The following is a 13,491-nucleotide window of genomic DNA, read 5'->3' as shown; positions in this document are numbered from 1 at the left end:
GTACTGCGCGGTCGTGTGCGGGTCGCCTGTGAGACGGTGACGTCATGAGCGGTACGTCGTTCCCGGAGGCCGGTCTGCCCGGTGATCGTCGTGACGACCCGTACCGGGTGTTCCGGCCGCGCTTCGGCCTGGTGTCGGCGTGGGCGACCGGTGTCGTCGTGGTGGGGGCGTGCGCCGTCGTGGGCGTGCTCGCGACCGGTCCGCTCGGGACGTCGTGGGTGAACCGGCTCTCCCTCGCGACGTTCGCGCTGTTCGCGGCATGGCTCCTGTGGCGCCTCGGCGGGGTGCACGCCGTGCCGAGCCGTGCGGGTCTGCGGGTGCGCAACGTCATCTACACGCGCGAGCTCGAGTGGGCGCAGGTGGTGTCGGTGCGGTTCGGCAGCGGCGACCCCTGGGTGCGGCTCGACCTGGCGGACGGGTCCACGCTCGCGGTGATGGGGATCCAGCGGTCCGACGGCGCCCGCGGAGACCTCGAGGCGCGTCGCCTCGCGGCGCTGGTCCAGGCGCACGGCGAGGCCGTCGAGCGCGACGGCGGGCACTGACCCTCAGACACCGACGGGCGGGCACCGACGGGCGGGCGCGCGCGATCGCCTGCACGCAGGAGGGCCCGGTCTCGTTCCCGAGACCGGGCCCTCCTCCCGCCGTCGGACGGCGCGCCGTCATCCACCCGTCAGGTGGACGACGACGCCGTCCGATGCGCTGCTCAGTACGCCGTGCGCTGGCGCGGCTTGCGGTCGCCCCGGTCGTCGTGGCGGTCCGTGCGCTCGCGACGCTCGTCGGTCCGACCCGACGGGCCGTGGGCGCCGCGGGGACGATCACCCGTCGGGCGCGGGGCACGGCCGCGGGCCGGCGGAGCGCCCTCGTCGAGGCGGATGCGCAGGAACTTGCCCGCGACCCGGGCGCGCGAGATGCGGTCGAGCGTCGCGTCGTCGAGCGGCGCGGCGATGTCGACGAGGGAGAACGACGGGAAGATGTCGATCTTGCCGACGTCCGACCCGTTGAGGCCCGCCTCGTTCGTCAGCGCACCGACGATGCCGCCCGGCTGGGCGCCGTGCGTGTGACCCACCGACAGGCGGTACCGCGTGCCGACGGCGTCGCGACGGATGCCACGGGTCCCGTCACCGTCGCGACGGCCCGACGCGCGGTCGCCGCGCGAGCCGCCACGGTCGCCCGAGCGCTCGGTGCGGGCGGAGCGTGACTGCTCGCGCGCCTGGGCGCGCTCCGCCTCGAAGCGCTCCTGCTCCTCGCGGGCCTGCGGGCCGTCGTCCCCGACGGCGAGCGCCACGAGCGCGGCGGCGAGGTCGACCGGGTCGACGTCCTGCTCGGCGACCACCGCGCGCACCATGTCGGCGTACATCGCGAGACGCCCGGCCTCACGACGCGCGGGCACCTGGCCGAGCAGGCGGCGCGCCTTGTGCGCGGACACGTCCGCGGGGGAGGGGATCTCGACCTCCTCGAGCGGCGTGCGCGTCGTGCGCTCGATCGCGCGCAGTCGCCCGCGCTCGTGCGGGGTGACGAAGCTCAGCGCCTCGCCCGTGCGGCCCGCGCGACCGGTGCGGCCGATGCGGTGCACGTACGCCTCGGGCTCGCCCGGCAGGTCGAAGTTCACGACGAGGCCGATGCGGTCGACGTCGAGGCCGCGGGCCGCGACGTCGGTCGCGACGAGCACGTCGAGGGCGCCGGAGCGCAGCCGCTCGACGATCTTCTCGCGGTCCTTCTGCGCGACGTCGCCCGAGATCGTCGCGGCGGAGATGCCGCGCTCGACGAGCGCGGAGCCGACCTCCTCGGCCGCGCCGCGCGTGCGGGTGAAGACGATCGCGGCGTCGGCGTCCGACGTCGCGAGGACGCGGGCGAGCGACCCGGTCTTGTGGCGGAACGGCACAACCGCGTACGTCTGGCGGACGCTCGTCACCGTGGAGGACTGGCGCGAGACCGCGATCTCGACCGGGTCGGTGAGGTGCTCGGCCGCCACGCGGCGGATCGGAGCCGGCATGGTCGCGGAGAAGAGGGCGACCTGACGCTCGCGCGGCGCGCGGGAGAAGATCGTGTCGACGTCCTCCGCGAAGCCCATGCGGAGCATCTCGTCGGCCTCGTCGAGCACGAGGAAGCGCACGTCGTCGAGCACGAGGGTGCCGCGCTCGATGTGGTCGATGACGCGACCCGGGGTGCCGACGACGACCTGCGCACCGGCCGCGAGCGCCCGCTGCTGCGGCTGGTACGGCGAGCCGCCGTACACCGCGAGCACGTCGACCTTGGGCAGCTGCGCGGCGAAGGTCTCGATCGCGTCGGCGACCTGCATCGCGAGCTCGCGCGTCGGGGTGAGGACGACCGCCTGCACGCGCCGCAGCGCGGGGTCGACCGCGGCGAGCAGCGGAAGGCCGAACGCGGCGGTCTTGCCGGTGCCGGTCTGCGCGACGCCGGTGATGTCGCGGCCGGCGAGGAGCGCGGGGATGGCCTGCGCCTGGATCGCGGACGGCGTGACGAACCCGAGGTCGGACACGGCACGCTCGAGCGCCGCGGGGAGCCCGAGGGACGCGAACGTCGCGTCGTCGGCGGCAGGAGCGGTGGGGGTGGAGTCGGTGGACGAGGGGTCGAGGGCGCGCGAGGGCGCGACGACGTCAGCAGTCATGGGGCGGTGAGGACCGTTTCGTGTCGGGGTGGGGAGTGGCGTGCGGTCGCCAGGTCGGCTCTCGCAGGTCGCACTCCCGAACACACCTGGCCGGGCGCCGACCGCGGCCGATGACGGCCGTGCGGGCGGGGGATCCGGCCACTCTCACAGAACACGCGGGACGAGCGACGAACTCCACAGGTGATCACCATCCTACCGGAGCCGGCGCGCCGCGGCCGCGGCGCCGCCGGTGACGTCGCTCACCGTGGGCTCACCGTGCACTCACTGCGGGACGCGGCGGGACGCGGCGGGTGATTTCGGACGGCGCGTCCCCCGCGCCCGGAAATGGGCACCGCGGCGGGGTGAGCCGTACGTAGGATGGTCGCGCGGCGCGCGGTGCGAGCCGCGATCCTCGGACGAGGCAGGACGAGCACGGGCGGTGAGCGTGGCAGCAGGGGAGCAGGTGAGCTCGCGCGTCGTGACCGTCCCGAACGTCATCAGTCTCGTGCGTCTGCTGCTCGTCCCGGTGTTCGCGGTCCTCATCGTCGAGGGTCACGACCTCTGGGCGCTCGTCGTCCTCGCCGTCTCGGGGGCGTCCGACTGGCTCGACGGCGTGCTGGCCCGTCGCCTGGACCAGGTGAGCCGGCTCGGGCAGATGCTCGACCCGGCCGCGGACCGTCTGTTCATCCTCGTGACGCTCCTCGGCCTCGCGTGGCGCGACGTCGTCCCGGTGTGGCTCGTCGTCGTCATCGTCGCGCGCGACCTGCTGCTCGTGTGCCTGCTGCCGTGGCTCGCACGGCACGGGTACGGGCCCCTGCCCGTGAGCTTCGCGGGCAAGGCCGGGACCTTCGCGCTCCTGTACGCGTTCCCGCTGCTCCTGCTCGCCGAGATGCCGGGCTGGCTCGGCGACGTGGCCGCCGTCGTCGGGTGGGCGTTCACCTGGTGGGGCATCGGCCTGTACTGGGTCGCCGGCGTCCAGTACGTCGCGCAGACCCGATCCCTCGCTGCGACCGGAGACCGCGACGGCCGGGGGCCACGTCCGGAGGAGACGCCGTGAGCCAGGACCCGCAGCCCGTGCGGAAGGGCCCCGTCGACGCGTCCATGACGCTGCTCAACGAGGTGATGCACCGCCCGCTCGACCCCGGGTACGCGGCCGCCGCGGCACGGCGGGCCACGGACGGCGACGCGCCGCGTGGGCGCGGACGGACCGTCTTCCTCGTCGTGCTCGCCGTCGTCCTCGGTCTCGTCACCACCGCGGCGACCCTCGACCTGCGAGCGCCGCAGCCCGCGGTGATCGAGGCCCGCGCGACGCTCGAGCAGGAGATCACGGACCGGCAGGCGGACGCGGACACGCTCGTGACGCGCGCCACCGAGGTCTCCGCCGAGATCGAGGCGCTGCAGGACGAGGCGCTCGGCGGGCTCAGCGACGACGTGCTGGCCGACCTGCAGCAGGAGGGCGCGACCACCGGGTCCCAGGCCGTGGAAGGGCCCGGCGTCGTCGTCACCCTCGACGACGCGAGCGAGGGGATCGGGGCGGACGACACGACCTCGGCGAACCTCGTCCAGGACTCCGACCTGCAGCGCGTCGTGAACGCCCTGTGGTCCGGCGGGGCGGAGGCCGTCGCGATCAACGACCAGCGACTGACGGGACTGTCCGCGATCCGCAGCGCGGGCGACGCGATCCTCGTCGACCTGCAGCCCCTCGTCCCGCCGTACCACGTCGAGGCCGTCGGCGACGGCGACGCGATGCGGACGGCGCTCGTGCGCACCGGCGCGTCGGACTACCTGCGGCTGCTCAGCACCCAGTACGGCATCCAGTCGGGCGTGACCGCGCAGAGCAGGATCGCGATCCCTGGCCGGCCCAACCCCACCCTGTACTTCGCGCGCGTCCCGGGCGCGCCCGTAGAATCCGACCCGGACCCCGCCGGCGACGGGTCGACCCCCGAGGCGCCAGCGTCAGGGGACGTGGCCGGCACCACCGAGGAAGAGCGGCAGGAGAGCGTCGAATGATCGCAGTCGTCGGACTGGTGGTGGGCATCGTCGCCGGGCTCGTCCTGCAGCCCACCGTGCCCGTCTACCTCCAGCCGTACCTGCCCATCGCCGTGGTCGCCGCCCTCGACGCGCTGTTCGGCGGCCTGCGCGCGATGCTCGACGGCCTGTTCGACGACAAGGTCTTCCTCGTCTCGTTCCTGTCCAACGTCGTCGTCGCCGCGCTCATCGTGTTCCTCGGCGACCAGCTCGGCGTCGGGAGCCAGCTCTCCACCGCGGTCGTCGTCGTCCTCGGCATCCGCATCTTCTCCAACGCGGCTGCGATCCGCCGCCACGTCTTCAAGGCCTGACCGTGGCTGCAGCACCCACCGGACCCTCCCGCCACGAGCCGGACGACGCCCCAGCGACCGACGACTCGCCCGTGGACGGCTCGCCGGGCCCCGACGTGCCGGAGGAGAAGCCCGACGTGCCGGAGGAGAAGTCCGCGAGCGCCTCGCCCGAGGCGCCCCCCGGAACCGGCGACGCCGGCACGGGCGACGACCAGCCGCCGCACGACCCGACCGACGGGCAGGACGGCGCCGAACCCGACGCGGACGAGGACGCGGACGCCGACCAGGACGCCGACCAGGACGAGCCCGCGGACCGGCACGCGGACGCGGGGACCGGTTCCGCCGTCACGGACGACACCACGCCGGACGCCCTCGAGAGCGGCGACGCCGACGAGACCACGGAGGACTCCGGCGACGCCGACGCCGTCGAGCCGGTCGAGTCGGTCGAGTCGGTCGAGCCGACGGTGGACGACGCGGGCTCCGGAGCCGACGCTGAGGAGGAGACCGCCACCGGCGACGACGACCGCGCACTCCCGGGCGACTCGGCCGACACTGCCGACACTGACGCCGACGCGCCGGACGACGCAGCGCACCGACCGGCCTCGGTCGGTCGGCACGGAGCCGGCGCGCTCCCCGAGCCGCAGGGGCTGCGCGGGCTCGGCAGGGTGCTGCGGCCCCGTGCCAGCCGGTCCCAGATCATCGTCGGACTGTTGTGCGCGCTGGTCGGTTTCGCGCTCGTCGCGCAGGTGAGCCAGACCCAGGAGGATCAGCTGTCCTCCCTGCGGCAGAGCGACCTCGTCCGCCTGCTCGACGACGTGACGCAGCGGTCGGGCGAGCTCGAGGACCAGGTGTCGTCCCTCGAGGCGACGCGCGACGAGCTGCAGTCCGGCTCCGGCCGCGCACGTGCAGCGCTGGAGGTCGCGCAGCAGCAGGAGCAGACCCAGGGCATCCTCTCCGGACGCCTCCCGGCGCAGGGGCCGGGCGTCGAGATCGAGGTCGTCGAGGGCGAGACCGCCCTCGACGCCTTCTCCCTGTTCAACGTCCTCGAGGAGCTGCGCAACGCCGGCGCCGAGGCCATGGAGGTCAACGGCGTGCGGCTCGTGGCGAGCAGCTACTTCGAGGACACCCCCGACGGGGTCGTGGTCGACGGCCAGCCGATCTCGTCGCCGTACCGGTGGACGGTCATCGGCGACCCGTCGACGCTTGAGACGGCGCTCGAGATCCCGGGCGGTGCGATGGCGACCCTGCGCGCCGACGGGGCGCGCACCACCATCCGCCAGCAGGAGACGGTCGACGTGACGTCGACGCGCGAACCCGTCGAACCTCAGTACGCGACACCCGTCCCGGCCGACGACTGACGCAGTGACCGCCCCGGCCGGTCCCGCGGGACGCTTCCGGTGCTGTCCTGCGCCGGGTAGGTTGGGGGGACCGCGTCGGATGCACCGCATGACCTGCGGGTGTAGTAGTTTTCCCGCAGAAGGAGCGAAGCTCCGATGCGTGACGAACCAGGTCGCGCGGAGGGCGCCGTGAGTCCCGAGGAGGCGAGATGACTGTCCCAGGTGGTGCTGGTGTGCCGAACCGGGTGGGGAGCGACACGACGATCAGCTTCGGCCGGATCGAGGCACCTGTCGAGGAAGGTGTCCAGCCCGGTGGGTTGAGCCCCGAGGAGGTCGCCGCCGTCGCCGCGCTGCCGCGGCACTCCGCGCTCCTCATCATGCAGCGCGGCCCCGGGCAGGGATCGCGCTTCCTGCTCGACGCCGAGCGCACGGTCGCCGGCCGGTCCGAGCACGCCGACATCTTCCTCGACGACGTGACCGTCTCCCGCAAGCACGCCGAGTTCGTCCGCGAGGACGACCGGTTCGTCGTGCGCGACGTCGGCTCGCTCAACGGCACGTACGTCAACCGGAGCCGGATCGACGCCGCCGCGCTCGGCACGGGCGACGAGGTGCAGATCGGCAAGTATCGGCTCACGTTCCACGCCAGCCCGCACGCGGGCACCCCTGCCGACGGGTCGGCCCCGCAGTCGTGAGCGCGTCGACGAGCGCCGTGCGCGTCCCGGACCCGGGGGAGGACTCCGGTCCGGAGCCGTGGCCGCACGGGATCTCCCGGCGCGCGACGATGCGGATCTCCGACGTGCTGCGCGCGCTGCGCGCCGAGTTCCCGAACGTGAGCCACTCCAAGCTGCGGTTCCTTGAGGAGCAAGGCCTCATCGACCCGGTACGCACGGCATCGGGCTACCGCCAGTACAGCCCGGCCGACGTCGAGCGCCTGCGGTACGTCCTCGTGGAGCAGCGCGACCGGTACCTGCCGCTGAAGGTCATCAAGGAGAACCTCGCCGCACTCGACGCGGGCACGGCCGCGGAGGGCATCGTGCCGCGCCTCGCCACGGCCGACGGCGATCCGGGCTCCGCCGCGGTCCGCCAGCGGTACACGGTCGACGCGCTCGTCTCCGCCGCCGGCGTCGACCGCTCGCTCGTCGAGGGCCTCATCGAGGTCGGCGTGCTGGCCCAGGCACCCGGGGGGCAGCTCGACGCGCACGCCCTGGACGTCGTCGTGCTCGCAGCAGGTCTCGCGGAGTACGGCATCGAGCCGCGGCACCTGCGGTCGTTGCGCACGGCCGCGGACCGGCACGTGAGCCTCGTGCACCAGGTCGTCGCCCCGTGGCGCAGCCAGCAGACCGCGTCCGCACGCGCGCACGCGGGCACCGTCGCCGGGGAGGTCGGCGAGATGTGCGCGCGGCTGCACACCGTGTTCCTCCGCCAGGGCATCGACGACCTGACGCGCTGACCGCAGGAGGCGGTCGCCCAGACCTGCCGGATACCCGCGACCGTCGTACCGTGGACGGGTGAGCGACGACGTGCCGATGGTCCCCGTGGAGGTCCTCGGCGTCCGTCAGCAGCAGCGGGACCAGGAGATCGTGGTGCTGCTGCTCGACGGCGCGTCCGACCTCGTCGTGCCCATCGTCATCGGGCCGCGCGAGGCGAGCGCCATCGCGATGGCGCAGGCCGGTCTGCCCACGCCACGACCGATGACGCACGACCTGCTGCGCGACCTCCTCGAGGCCGTCGACGTCCGGCTCGAGCGCGCCGAGATCGTCGCGCTCGACGGCGGGATCTTCTTCGCCGAGCTCGTCCTCAGCAACGGTGCACGGCTCGACTCCCGGGCGTCCGACGCCATCGCCGTCGCGGTCCGCACCGGCAGTCCCGTGCTGTGCTCGGCCGAGGTGGTCGCGGCCGCCGGCGTCGAGGTGGTCGACGTCACCCAGCAGGAAGAGGTCGAACGGTTCCGCGACTTCCTCGAGCACGTCACCCCCGAGGACTTCACCACCGAGGAATGAGGTTCCGTTCACCACCGCCGCAACATCCGGACCTATCGGACAGAAAAGACCTTCGACCTCAGGTCGAGGGTGAAGGACCGCCGAGCAGGGGGTGAGGTGGGCGACACGCCCGACGCGTCGGCTCGTCGGTCGTTGACGGCCCCCTGCGGCGCCCATAGCGTGGACGAGGACACCCCAGGAGGCGACAGTGAAGAGCAGCGGTGAGGCGAGCGTCGGGTCCGGCGCGACGGTTCCGCACGGTGCACAGGGTCTCCTCTTCGGGGAGGACATCACCGAGCAGGACACCACCACCGGCTACCGCGGCCCCACCGCGTGCCGGGCAGCGGGCATCACCTACCGACAGCTCGACTACTGGGCGCGCACCGGCCTCGTCGAGCCCACCGTGCGGCCCGCCGCCGGGTCGGGCTCGCACCGGCTCTACAGCTTCCGCGACATCCTCGTCCTCAAGGTCGTCAAGCGCCTGCTCGACACCGGCGTCTCGCTCCAGCAGATCCGCACCGCCGTCGAGCACCTGCGCGAGCGCGGCGTCGACGACCTTGCGCAGATCACGCTCATGAGCGACGGCGCGAGCGTGTACGAGTGCACGTCGCCCGACGAGGTCGTCGACCTCGTCCAGGGCGGCCAGGGTGTCTTCGGCATCGCGGTCGGACGCGTGTGGCGCGAGGTCGAGGGAACGCTCGCGGAGCTGCCGACCGAGTCGCTCGAGGACGTCGCCGAGCCTGAGGTGAGCGAGCAGGACGAGCTCGCCGCGCGACGTCGGGCACGCTCCGCCGGCTGACGGGGTGCCGTGCGGCCGCCGGGTCGCCCTGTGGAGCACGTCACACGCCCGACGAGGTCCCCGCCCCGGGGTGCGTGGGAGGATCGGCCGGAAGCGGTCGGGGTCGACAGCACCGACCCGTGGCCGGACGGTCCGTCGGATGGAGTGCCGTGTTCTCGAAGGTCCTTGTCGCCAACCGTGCGGAGATCGCCGTCCGCGCGTTCCGCGCCGCCTACGAGCTCGGGGCCCGGACGGTGGCCGTCTTCCCGCAGGAGGACCGCAACTCCGAGCACCGCCTCAAGGCGGACGAGGCCTACGCGATCGGCGAGCCCGGGCACCCGGTGCGTGCCTACCTCGACATCGACGAGATCGTGCGCGTCGCGCGCGAGTCGGGCGCCGACGCCGTCTACCCCGGCTACGGCTTCCTCTCCGAGAACCCGGACCTGGCGAGGGCGTGCGCCGACGCGGGACTGGCCTTCGTCGGCCCGCCCGCCGAGGTCCTCGAGCTCGCCGGCAACAAGGTGCGTGCGCTCAAGGCCGCGCGCGAGGCAGGGCTGCCCGTCCTGGCTTCGTCGGAGCCGTCCGCCGACGTCGACGAGCTCGTCGCCGCCGCCGAGGCGGTGGGCTTCCCGGTCTTCGTCAAGGCCGTCGCGGGCGGCGGCGGGCGCGGCATGCGGCGCGTCGACACGCGCGAGGAGCTGCCCGAGGCCCTCGCCGCCGCGATGCGCGAGGCCGAGGGCGCCTTCGGCGACCCGACGGTGTTCCTCGAGCGGGCCGTGCTGCGGCCGCGCCACATCGAGGTGCAGATCCTCGCCGACGGTGCCGGGAACGTCGTGCACCTCTACGAGCGCGACTGCTCGCTGCAGCGGCGCCACCAGAAGGTGGTCGAGATCGCGCCCGCCCCGAACCTCGACCCCGCGATCCGTGACGCGCTGTGTGCGGACGCCGTGCGGTTCGCGCGCCACATCGGCTACCAGAACGCGGGCACCGTCGAGTTCCTCGTCGACACCGTCGGCGAGCGCGCCGGCCGGCACGTGTTCATCGAGATGAACCCCCGCATCCAGGTCGAGCACACCGTGACCGAGGAGGTCACGGACGTCGACATCGTGTCCGCGCAGATGCGCATCGCGGCAGGTGAGACGCTCGAGGACCTCGGGATCCGCCAGGACGAGGTGCGCGTCAACGGCGCGGCGCTGCAGACCCGCATCACCACGGAGGACCCGGCGAACGGGTTCCGCCCCGACACGGGCCGCATCATCGCCTACCGCTCGCCGGGCGGGGCCGGCGTGCGGCTCGACGGCGCGACCGCGACCGCCGGGTCCGTCGTCTCCGGCCACTTCGACTCCATGCTCGTCAAGCTCACGTGCCGCGGTCGCGACTTCCCGACGGCCGTCCGGCGCGCCCGCCGCGCGCTCGCCGAGTTCCGCATCCGCGGTGTCCGCACCAACATCCCGTTCCTCCAGGCGGTGCTCGCCGACCCGGAGTTCGTCGCCGGGAACGTCGCGACGTCGTTCATCGACGAGCGGCCCGAGCTGCTCTCCGCGCGCGAGAGCGCCGACCGCGGTACCCGCCTCCTCGCCTACGTCGGCGACGTCACCGTCAACCGCCCGAACGGTCCGCCGCGCGCCGTGGCGGACCCGGCGCTCAAGCTGCCGTCCCTCGACCTCGGGATCACCCCGCCACCCGGCACGCGCCAGGAGCTCCTCGAGCTCGGCCCGGAGGCCTTCGCCCGTGCCCTGCGCGCCGAGCAGCGCCTGCGCGTCACCGACACGACCTTCCGCGACGCGCACCAGTCCCTCCTCGCGACGCGGGTGCGCACCCACGACCTCGCTGCGGTCGCGCCGCACGTCGCGCGCGCCACTCCCGGGCTGTGGTCCGTCGAGGCATGGGGCGGGGCGACGTACGACGTCGCGCTGCGGTTCCTCGGGGAGGACCCCTGGGAGCGTCTCGCGACCCTGCGGGACGCCATGCCGAACCTCGCGATCCAGATGCTGCTGCGCGGTCGCAACACGGTCGGCTACACGCCGTACCCGACGCAGGTCGCCCGCGCGTTCGTCGCCGAGGCTGCGGCCACCGGCATCGACGTGTTCCGCATCTTCGACGCCCTCAACGACGTCGACCAGATGCACCCCGCCATCGACGCCGTCCGCGAGACCGGCACCACCGTCGCCGAGGTCGCCCTGTGCTACACGGGCAACCTGCTCGACCCCGCCGAGGACCTCTACACGCTCGACTACTACCTGCGCCTCGCCGACCGCATCGTCGACGCGGGCGCGCACGTCCTCGCGATCAAGGACATGGCCGGGCTCCTGCGCCCCGGCGCGGCCGCGCGGCTCGTGACCGCCCTGCGCGAGCGGTTCGACCTGCCCGTGCACCTGCACACCCACGACACCGCGGGCGGACAGACCGCGACCCTCCTCGCCGCGGCGGCCGCCGGCGTCGACGCCGTGGACGCCGCGAGCGCCGCGCTCGCCGGGACCACGAGCCAGCCGTCGCTGTCGGCGCTCGTCGCGGCGCTCGAGCACACCGAGCGCGACACGGGCCTGTCGCTGCGCGCCGTGGCCGACCTCGAGCCGTACTGGGAAGGGGTGCGGCGGGCGTACGCGCCGTTCGAGTCCGGGCTCCCGGGGCCGACGGGGCGCGTGTACGACCACGAGATACCGGGTGGGCAGCTGTCGAACCTGCGGCAGCAGGCGATCGCGCTGGGGCTGGGGGAGAAGTTCGAGCAGATCGAGGCGATGTACGCGGCCGCGGACCGCATCCTCGGGCGGCTCGTCAAGGTCACGCCGTCGTCGAAGGTCGTGGGCGACCTCGCCCTGCACCTCGTCGGCGTCGGGGCAGACCCGGCGGAGTTCGCCGCGAACCCCCAGGCGTTCGACATCCCGGACTCGGTCGTGGGGTTCCTCGGCGGGGAGCTGGGCGATCCGCCCGGCGGGTGGCCGGAGCCGTTCCGGTCCCGCGCCCTCGAGGGGCGCGCGGCGCGCGCCGGCGTGACCCCGCTGACCGACGAGGACGAGGCGGAGCTCGCGCAGCCCGGCGCGGTGCGCCGCCGTCGGTTGAACCACCTGCTGTTCCCCGGGCCGACGAAGGAGTTCGAGCACGTGCGCTCGACGTTCGGTGACGTCTCGGTGCTGGACACCCCGACATACCTGTACGGGCTCGTGCCCGGGCAGGAGGCCGCGGTCGGTCTCGAGCGGGGCGTGCGGCTGCTCGTCGGGCTCGAGGCGATCGGGACGCCCGACGAGCGCGGCATGCGGACCGTGATGTTCACGCTCAACGGCCAGCTCCGCCCGATCCAGATCCGGGACCGCGCGGTCGACGCCGACGTGCGGGCCGCGGAGAAGGCAGATCCGACCCAGCCCGGGCAGGTCGCGGCGCCGTTCGCTGGGGCGGTGACGCCGGTCGTGGTGGCGGGCGACGTCGTCGAGGCCGGGCAGACGGTCGCGACCGTCGAGGCGATGAAGATGGAGGCGGCGATCACGTCGCCGGTCGCGGGCACGGTGCAGCGAGTCGCGATCGGTGCGGTGCAGCAGCTCGAGGGCGGCGACCTGGTCCTGGTCGTCGGCTGAGGTCGGACCGGACGGAGGAGCTCATGCAGATCACGTTCCACGGGCACGCGTGCGTCACGCTGCGTCATGGCGGGACGACCGTCGTGATCGACCCGGGGTCCTTCTCGGACGCGGCCGGCGCGCTGCGCGGCGCGGACGCCGTCCTGGTGACGCACGAGCATGCGGACCACGTCGACGCGGAGGCGCTCGGCGCGGCCCTGCGGGAGGACGGCGACCTCGGGGTCTGGGCGCCGGAGGCGGTCGTCGCGAGCCTGCGCGCGGCCCTGCCCGACGACGCGGCGCGGCGCGTGCACACGGTCGCACCGGGGGACGGGATCGAGCTGGGCGGGGTCGAGGTCGTGGTCGGCGGTGGCCGGCACGCCCTCGTCCACCGCGACGTGCTGCGGATCGCGAACGTCACGTACCTCGTGCTTGGCGAGGGGGTGACGGTGTACCACCCGGGGGACTCCGTCGACCTTCCGGGCGCGCGGGACGGGAACGGTTCGAGCGACGTGCTGCAGGGTGCGCGGCTCGACGTGCTGCTCGCACCCGTGTCCGCACCGTGGCTGAAGATCGGGGAGACGATCGACCTCGTGCGCGCCCTCGACCCGCGCGTCGTCGTGCCGGTCCACGACGCCCTGCTCCCGGAGGTCGGGCACGGGTCGGTGGCTCGGGTCCTCGACCACGCGCGCACGGGTGGCACGTACGAGTACCGGCGGCTGGGCGCGGGGGAGTCGTTCATCCTGGGTGTCGAGGCGCACACCGTGGCGGACGCGGTGCTGCACGAGCACCCCGAGTACGCCGAGGTCGCGCTGCTCGAGAACGACGAGACGGTGCCGCCCCGACCCGAGGAGGACGCGGCGGACGCCGTGCGCGAGGATGCCTGAGCGGCGCCGGCCTGACGACCGGCCGGTTCTTCGTCG

Annotated in this window: 12 protein-coding genes; 11 read left to right on the top strand and 1 reads right to left on the bottom strand. The window is 73.9% G+C overall.

The genetic code is table 11. The annotated features are described in order from the left end of the window. Positions 1 to 44 precede the first annotated feature (44 nt). A complete protein-coding gene (locus tag AC4H2G_RS15275; protein WP_494366587.1) occupies positions 45 to 542 on the top strand; it encodes a PH domain-containing protein in 498 nt (165 codons plus the stop codon). Positions 543 to 703: 161 nt separating this feature from the next. On the opposite strand, the gene AC4H2G_RS15270 is transcribed toward AC4H2G_RS15275, so the two are convergent. After that, positions 704 to 2,629, bottom strand: a complete 1,926-nt coding sequence (locus AC4H2G_RS15270) for a DEAD/DEAH box helicase (RefSeq protein ID WP_494366586.1) — start codon at positions 2,627 to 2,629, stop codon at positions 704 to 706. 424 nt (positions 2,630 to 3,053) lie between these two features. Here AC4H2G_RS15270 and clsA point away from each other — a divergent pair, with 424 nt between their 5' ends. The 10 genes from clsA (at position 3,054) to AC4H2G_RS15220 (ending at position 13,455) form a co-directional block, all read left to right on the top strand. Continuing rightward, entirely contained in the window at positions 3,054 to 3,665 is a 612-nt protein-coding gene (clsA, locus tag AC4H2G_RS15265; protein ID WP_494366766.1) for a cardiolipin synthase ClsA, read from the top strand. Next, complete coding sequence (locus AC4H2G_RS15260; protein ID WP_494366585.1) at positions 3,662 to 4,618, top strand: DUF881 domain-containing protein; 957 nt, start codon at positions 3,662 to 3,664, stop codon at positions 4,616 to 4,618. The genes clsA and AC4H2G_RS15260 overlap by 4 nt, the downstream gene beginning before the upstream one ends. Further along, positions 4,615 to 4,947, top strand: coding sequence for a small basic family protein (locus AC4H2G_RS15255; RefSeq protein WP_494366584.1), 333 nt, complete (start codon positions 4,615 to 4,617; stop codon positions 4,945 to 4,947). The genes AC4H2G_RS15260 and AC4H2G_RS15255 overlap by 4 nt, the downstream gene beginning before the upstream one ends. Before the next feature lie 2 nt (positions 4,948 to 4,949). Continuing rightward, entirely contained in the window at positions 4,950 to 6,284 is a 1,335-nt protein-coding gene (locus AC4H2G_RS15250) for a DUF881 domain-containing protein (RefSeq protein WP_494366583.1), read from the top strand. 188 nt (positions 6,285 to 6,472) lie between these two features. Then, complete coding sequence (locus AC4H2G_RS15245) at positions 6,473 to 6,955, top strand: FHA domain-containing protein (RefSeq protein WP_494366582.1); 483 nt, start codon at positions 6,473 to 6,475, stop codon at positions 6,953 to 6,955. Then, the gene (ftsR, locus tag AC4H2G_RS15240) at positions 6,952 to 7,713 is read left to right on the top strand and encodes a transcriptional regulator FtsR (RefSeq protein WP_494366581.1); all 762 of its coding nucleotides are present in this window, start codon (positions 6,952 to 6,954) and stop codon (positions 7,711 to 7,713) included. Before AC4H2G_RS15245 ends, ftsR begins: the two co-directional genes overlap by 4 nt. A gap of 76 nt (positions 7,714 to 7,789) precedes the next feature. Continuing rightward, complete coding sequence (locus tag AC4H2G_RS15235; RefSeq protein WP_494366765.1) at positions 7,790 to 8,263, top strand: bifunctional nuclease family protein; 474 nt, start codon at positions 7,790 to 7,792, stop codon at positions 8,261 to 8,263. A 187-nt stretch (positions 8,264 to 8,450) separates the two neighbouring features. Then, the gene (locus tag AC4H2G_RS15230) at positions 8,451 to 9,041 is read left to right on the top strand and encodes a MerR family transcriptional regulator (RefSeq protein ID WP_251150964.1); all 591 of its coding nucleotides are present in this window, start codon (positions 8,451 to 8,453) and stop codon (positions 9,039 to 9,041) included. Between the two features lie 149 nt (positions 9,042 to 9,190). Next, positions 9,191 to 12,589 (top strand): pyruvate carboxylase, encoded by a 3,399-nt coding sequence (locus AC4H2G_RS15225; protein ID WP_494366580.1) that lies wholly within the window; start codon positions 9,191 to 9,193, stop codon positions 12,587 to 12,589. Between the two features lie 23 nt (positions 12,590 to 12,612). After that, positions 12,613 to 13,455 carry an MBL fold metallo-hydrolase gene (locus AC4H2G_RS15220; RefSeq protein WP_494366579.1) on the top strand — a complete coding sequence of 281 codons (843 nt, stop codon included), beginning with the start codon at positions 12,613 to 12,615 and terminating at the stop codon, positions 13,453 to 13,455. Positions 13,456 to 13,491: the final 36 nt, after the last annotated feature.

This window comes from Cellulosimicrobium sp. BMG9.23 (assembly GCF_059159985.1).
This window is presented reverse-complemented; position numbering and strand designations above follow the sequence as displayed.

What these genes read in the sequence shown, in the direction of transcription:
- AC4H2G_RS15275 (WP_494366587.1), top strand. Translation starts at nt 45, where the DNA reads ATGAGCGGTACGTCGTTCCCGGAGGCCGGTCTGCCCGGTGATCGTCGT.
- AC4H2G_RS15270 (WP_494366586.1), bottom strand. Translation starts at nt 2,629, where the DNA reads ATGACTGCTGACGTCGTCGCGCCCTCGCGCGCCCTCGACCCCTCGTCC.
- AC4H2G_RS15255 (WP_494366584.1), top strand. Translation starts at nt 4,615, where the DNA reads ATGATCGCAGTCGTCGGACTGGTGGTGGGCATCGTCGCCGGGCTCGTC.
- AC4H2G_RS15245 (WP_494366582.1), top strand. Translation starts at nt 6,473, where the DNA reads ATGACTGTCCCAGGTGGTGCTGGTGTGCCGAACCGGGTGGGGAGCGAC.
- AC4H2G_RS15235 (WP_494366765.1), top strand. Translation starts at nt 7,790, where the DNA reads ATGGTCCCCGTGGAGGTCCTCGGCGTCCGTCAGCAGCAGCGGGACCAG.
- AC4H2G_RS15220 (WP_494366579.1), top strand. Translation starts at nt 12,613, where the DNA reads ATGCAGATCACGTTCCACGGGCACGCGTGCGTCACGCTGCGTCATGGC.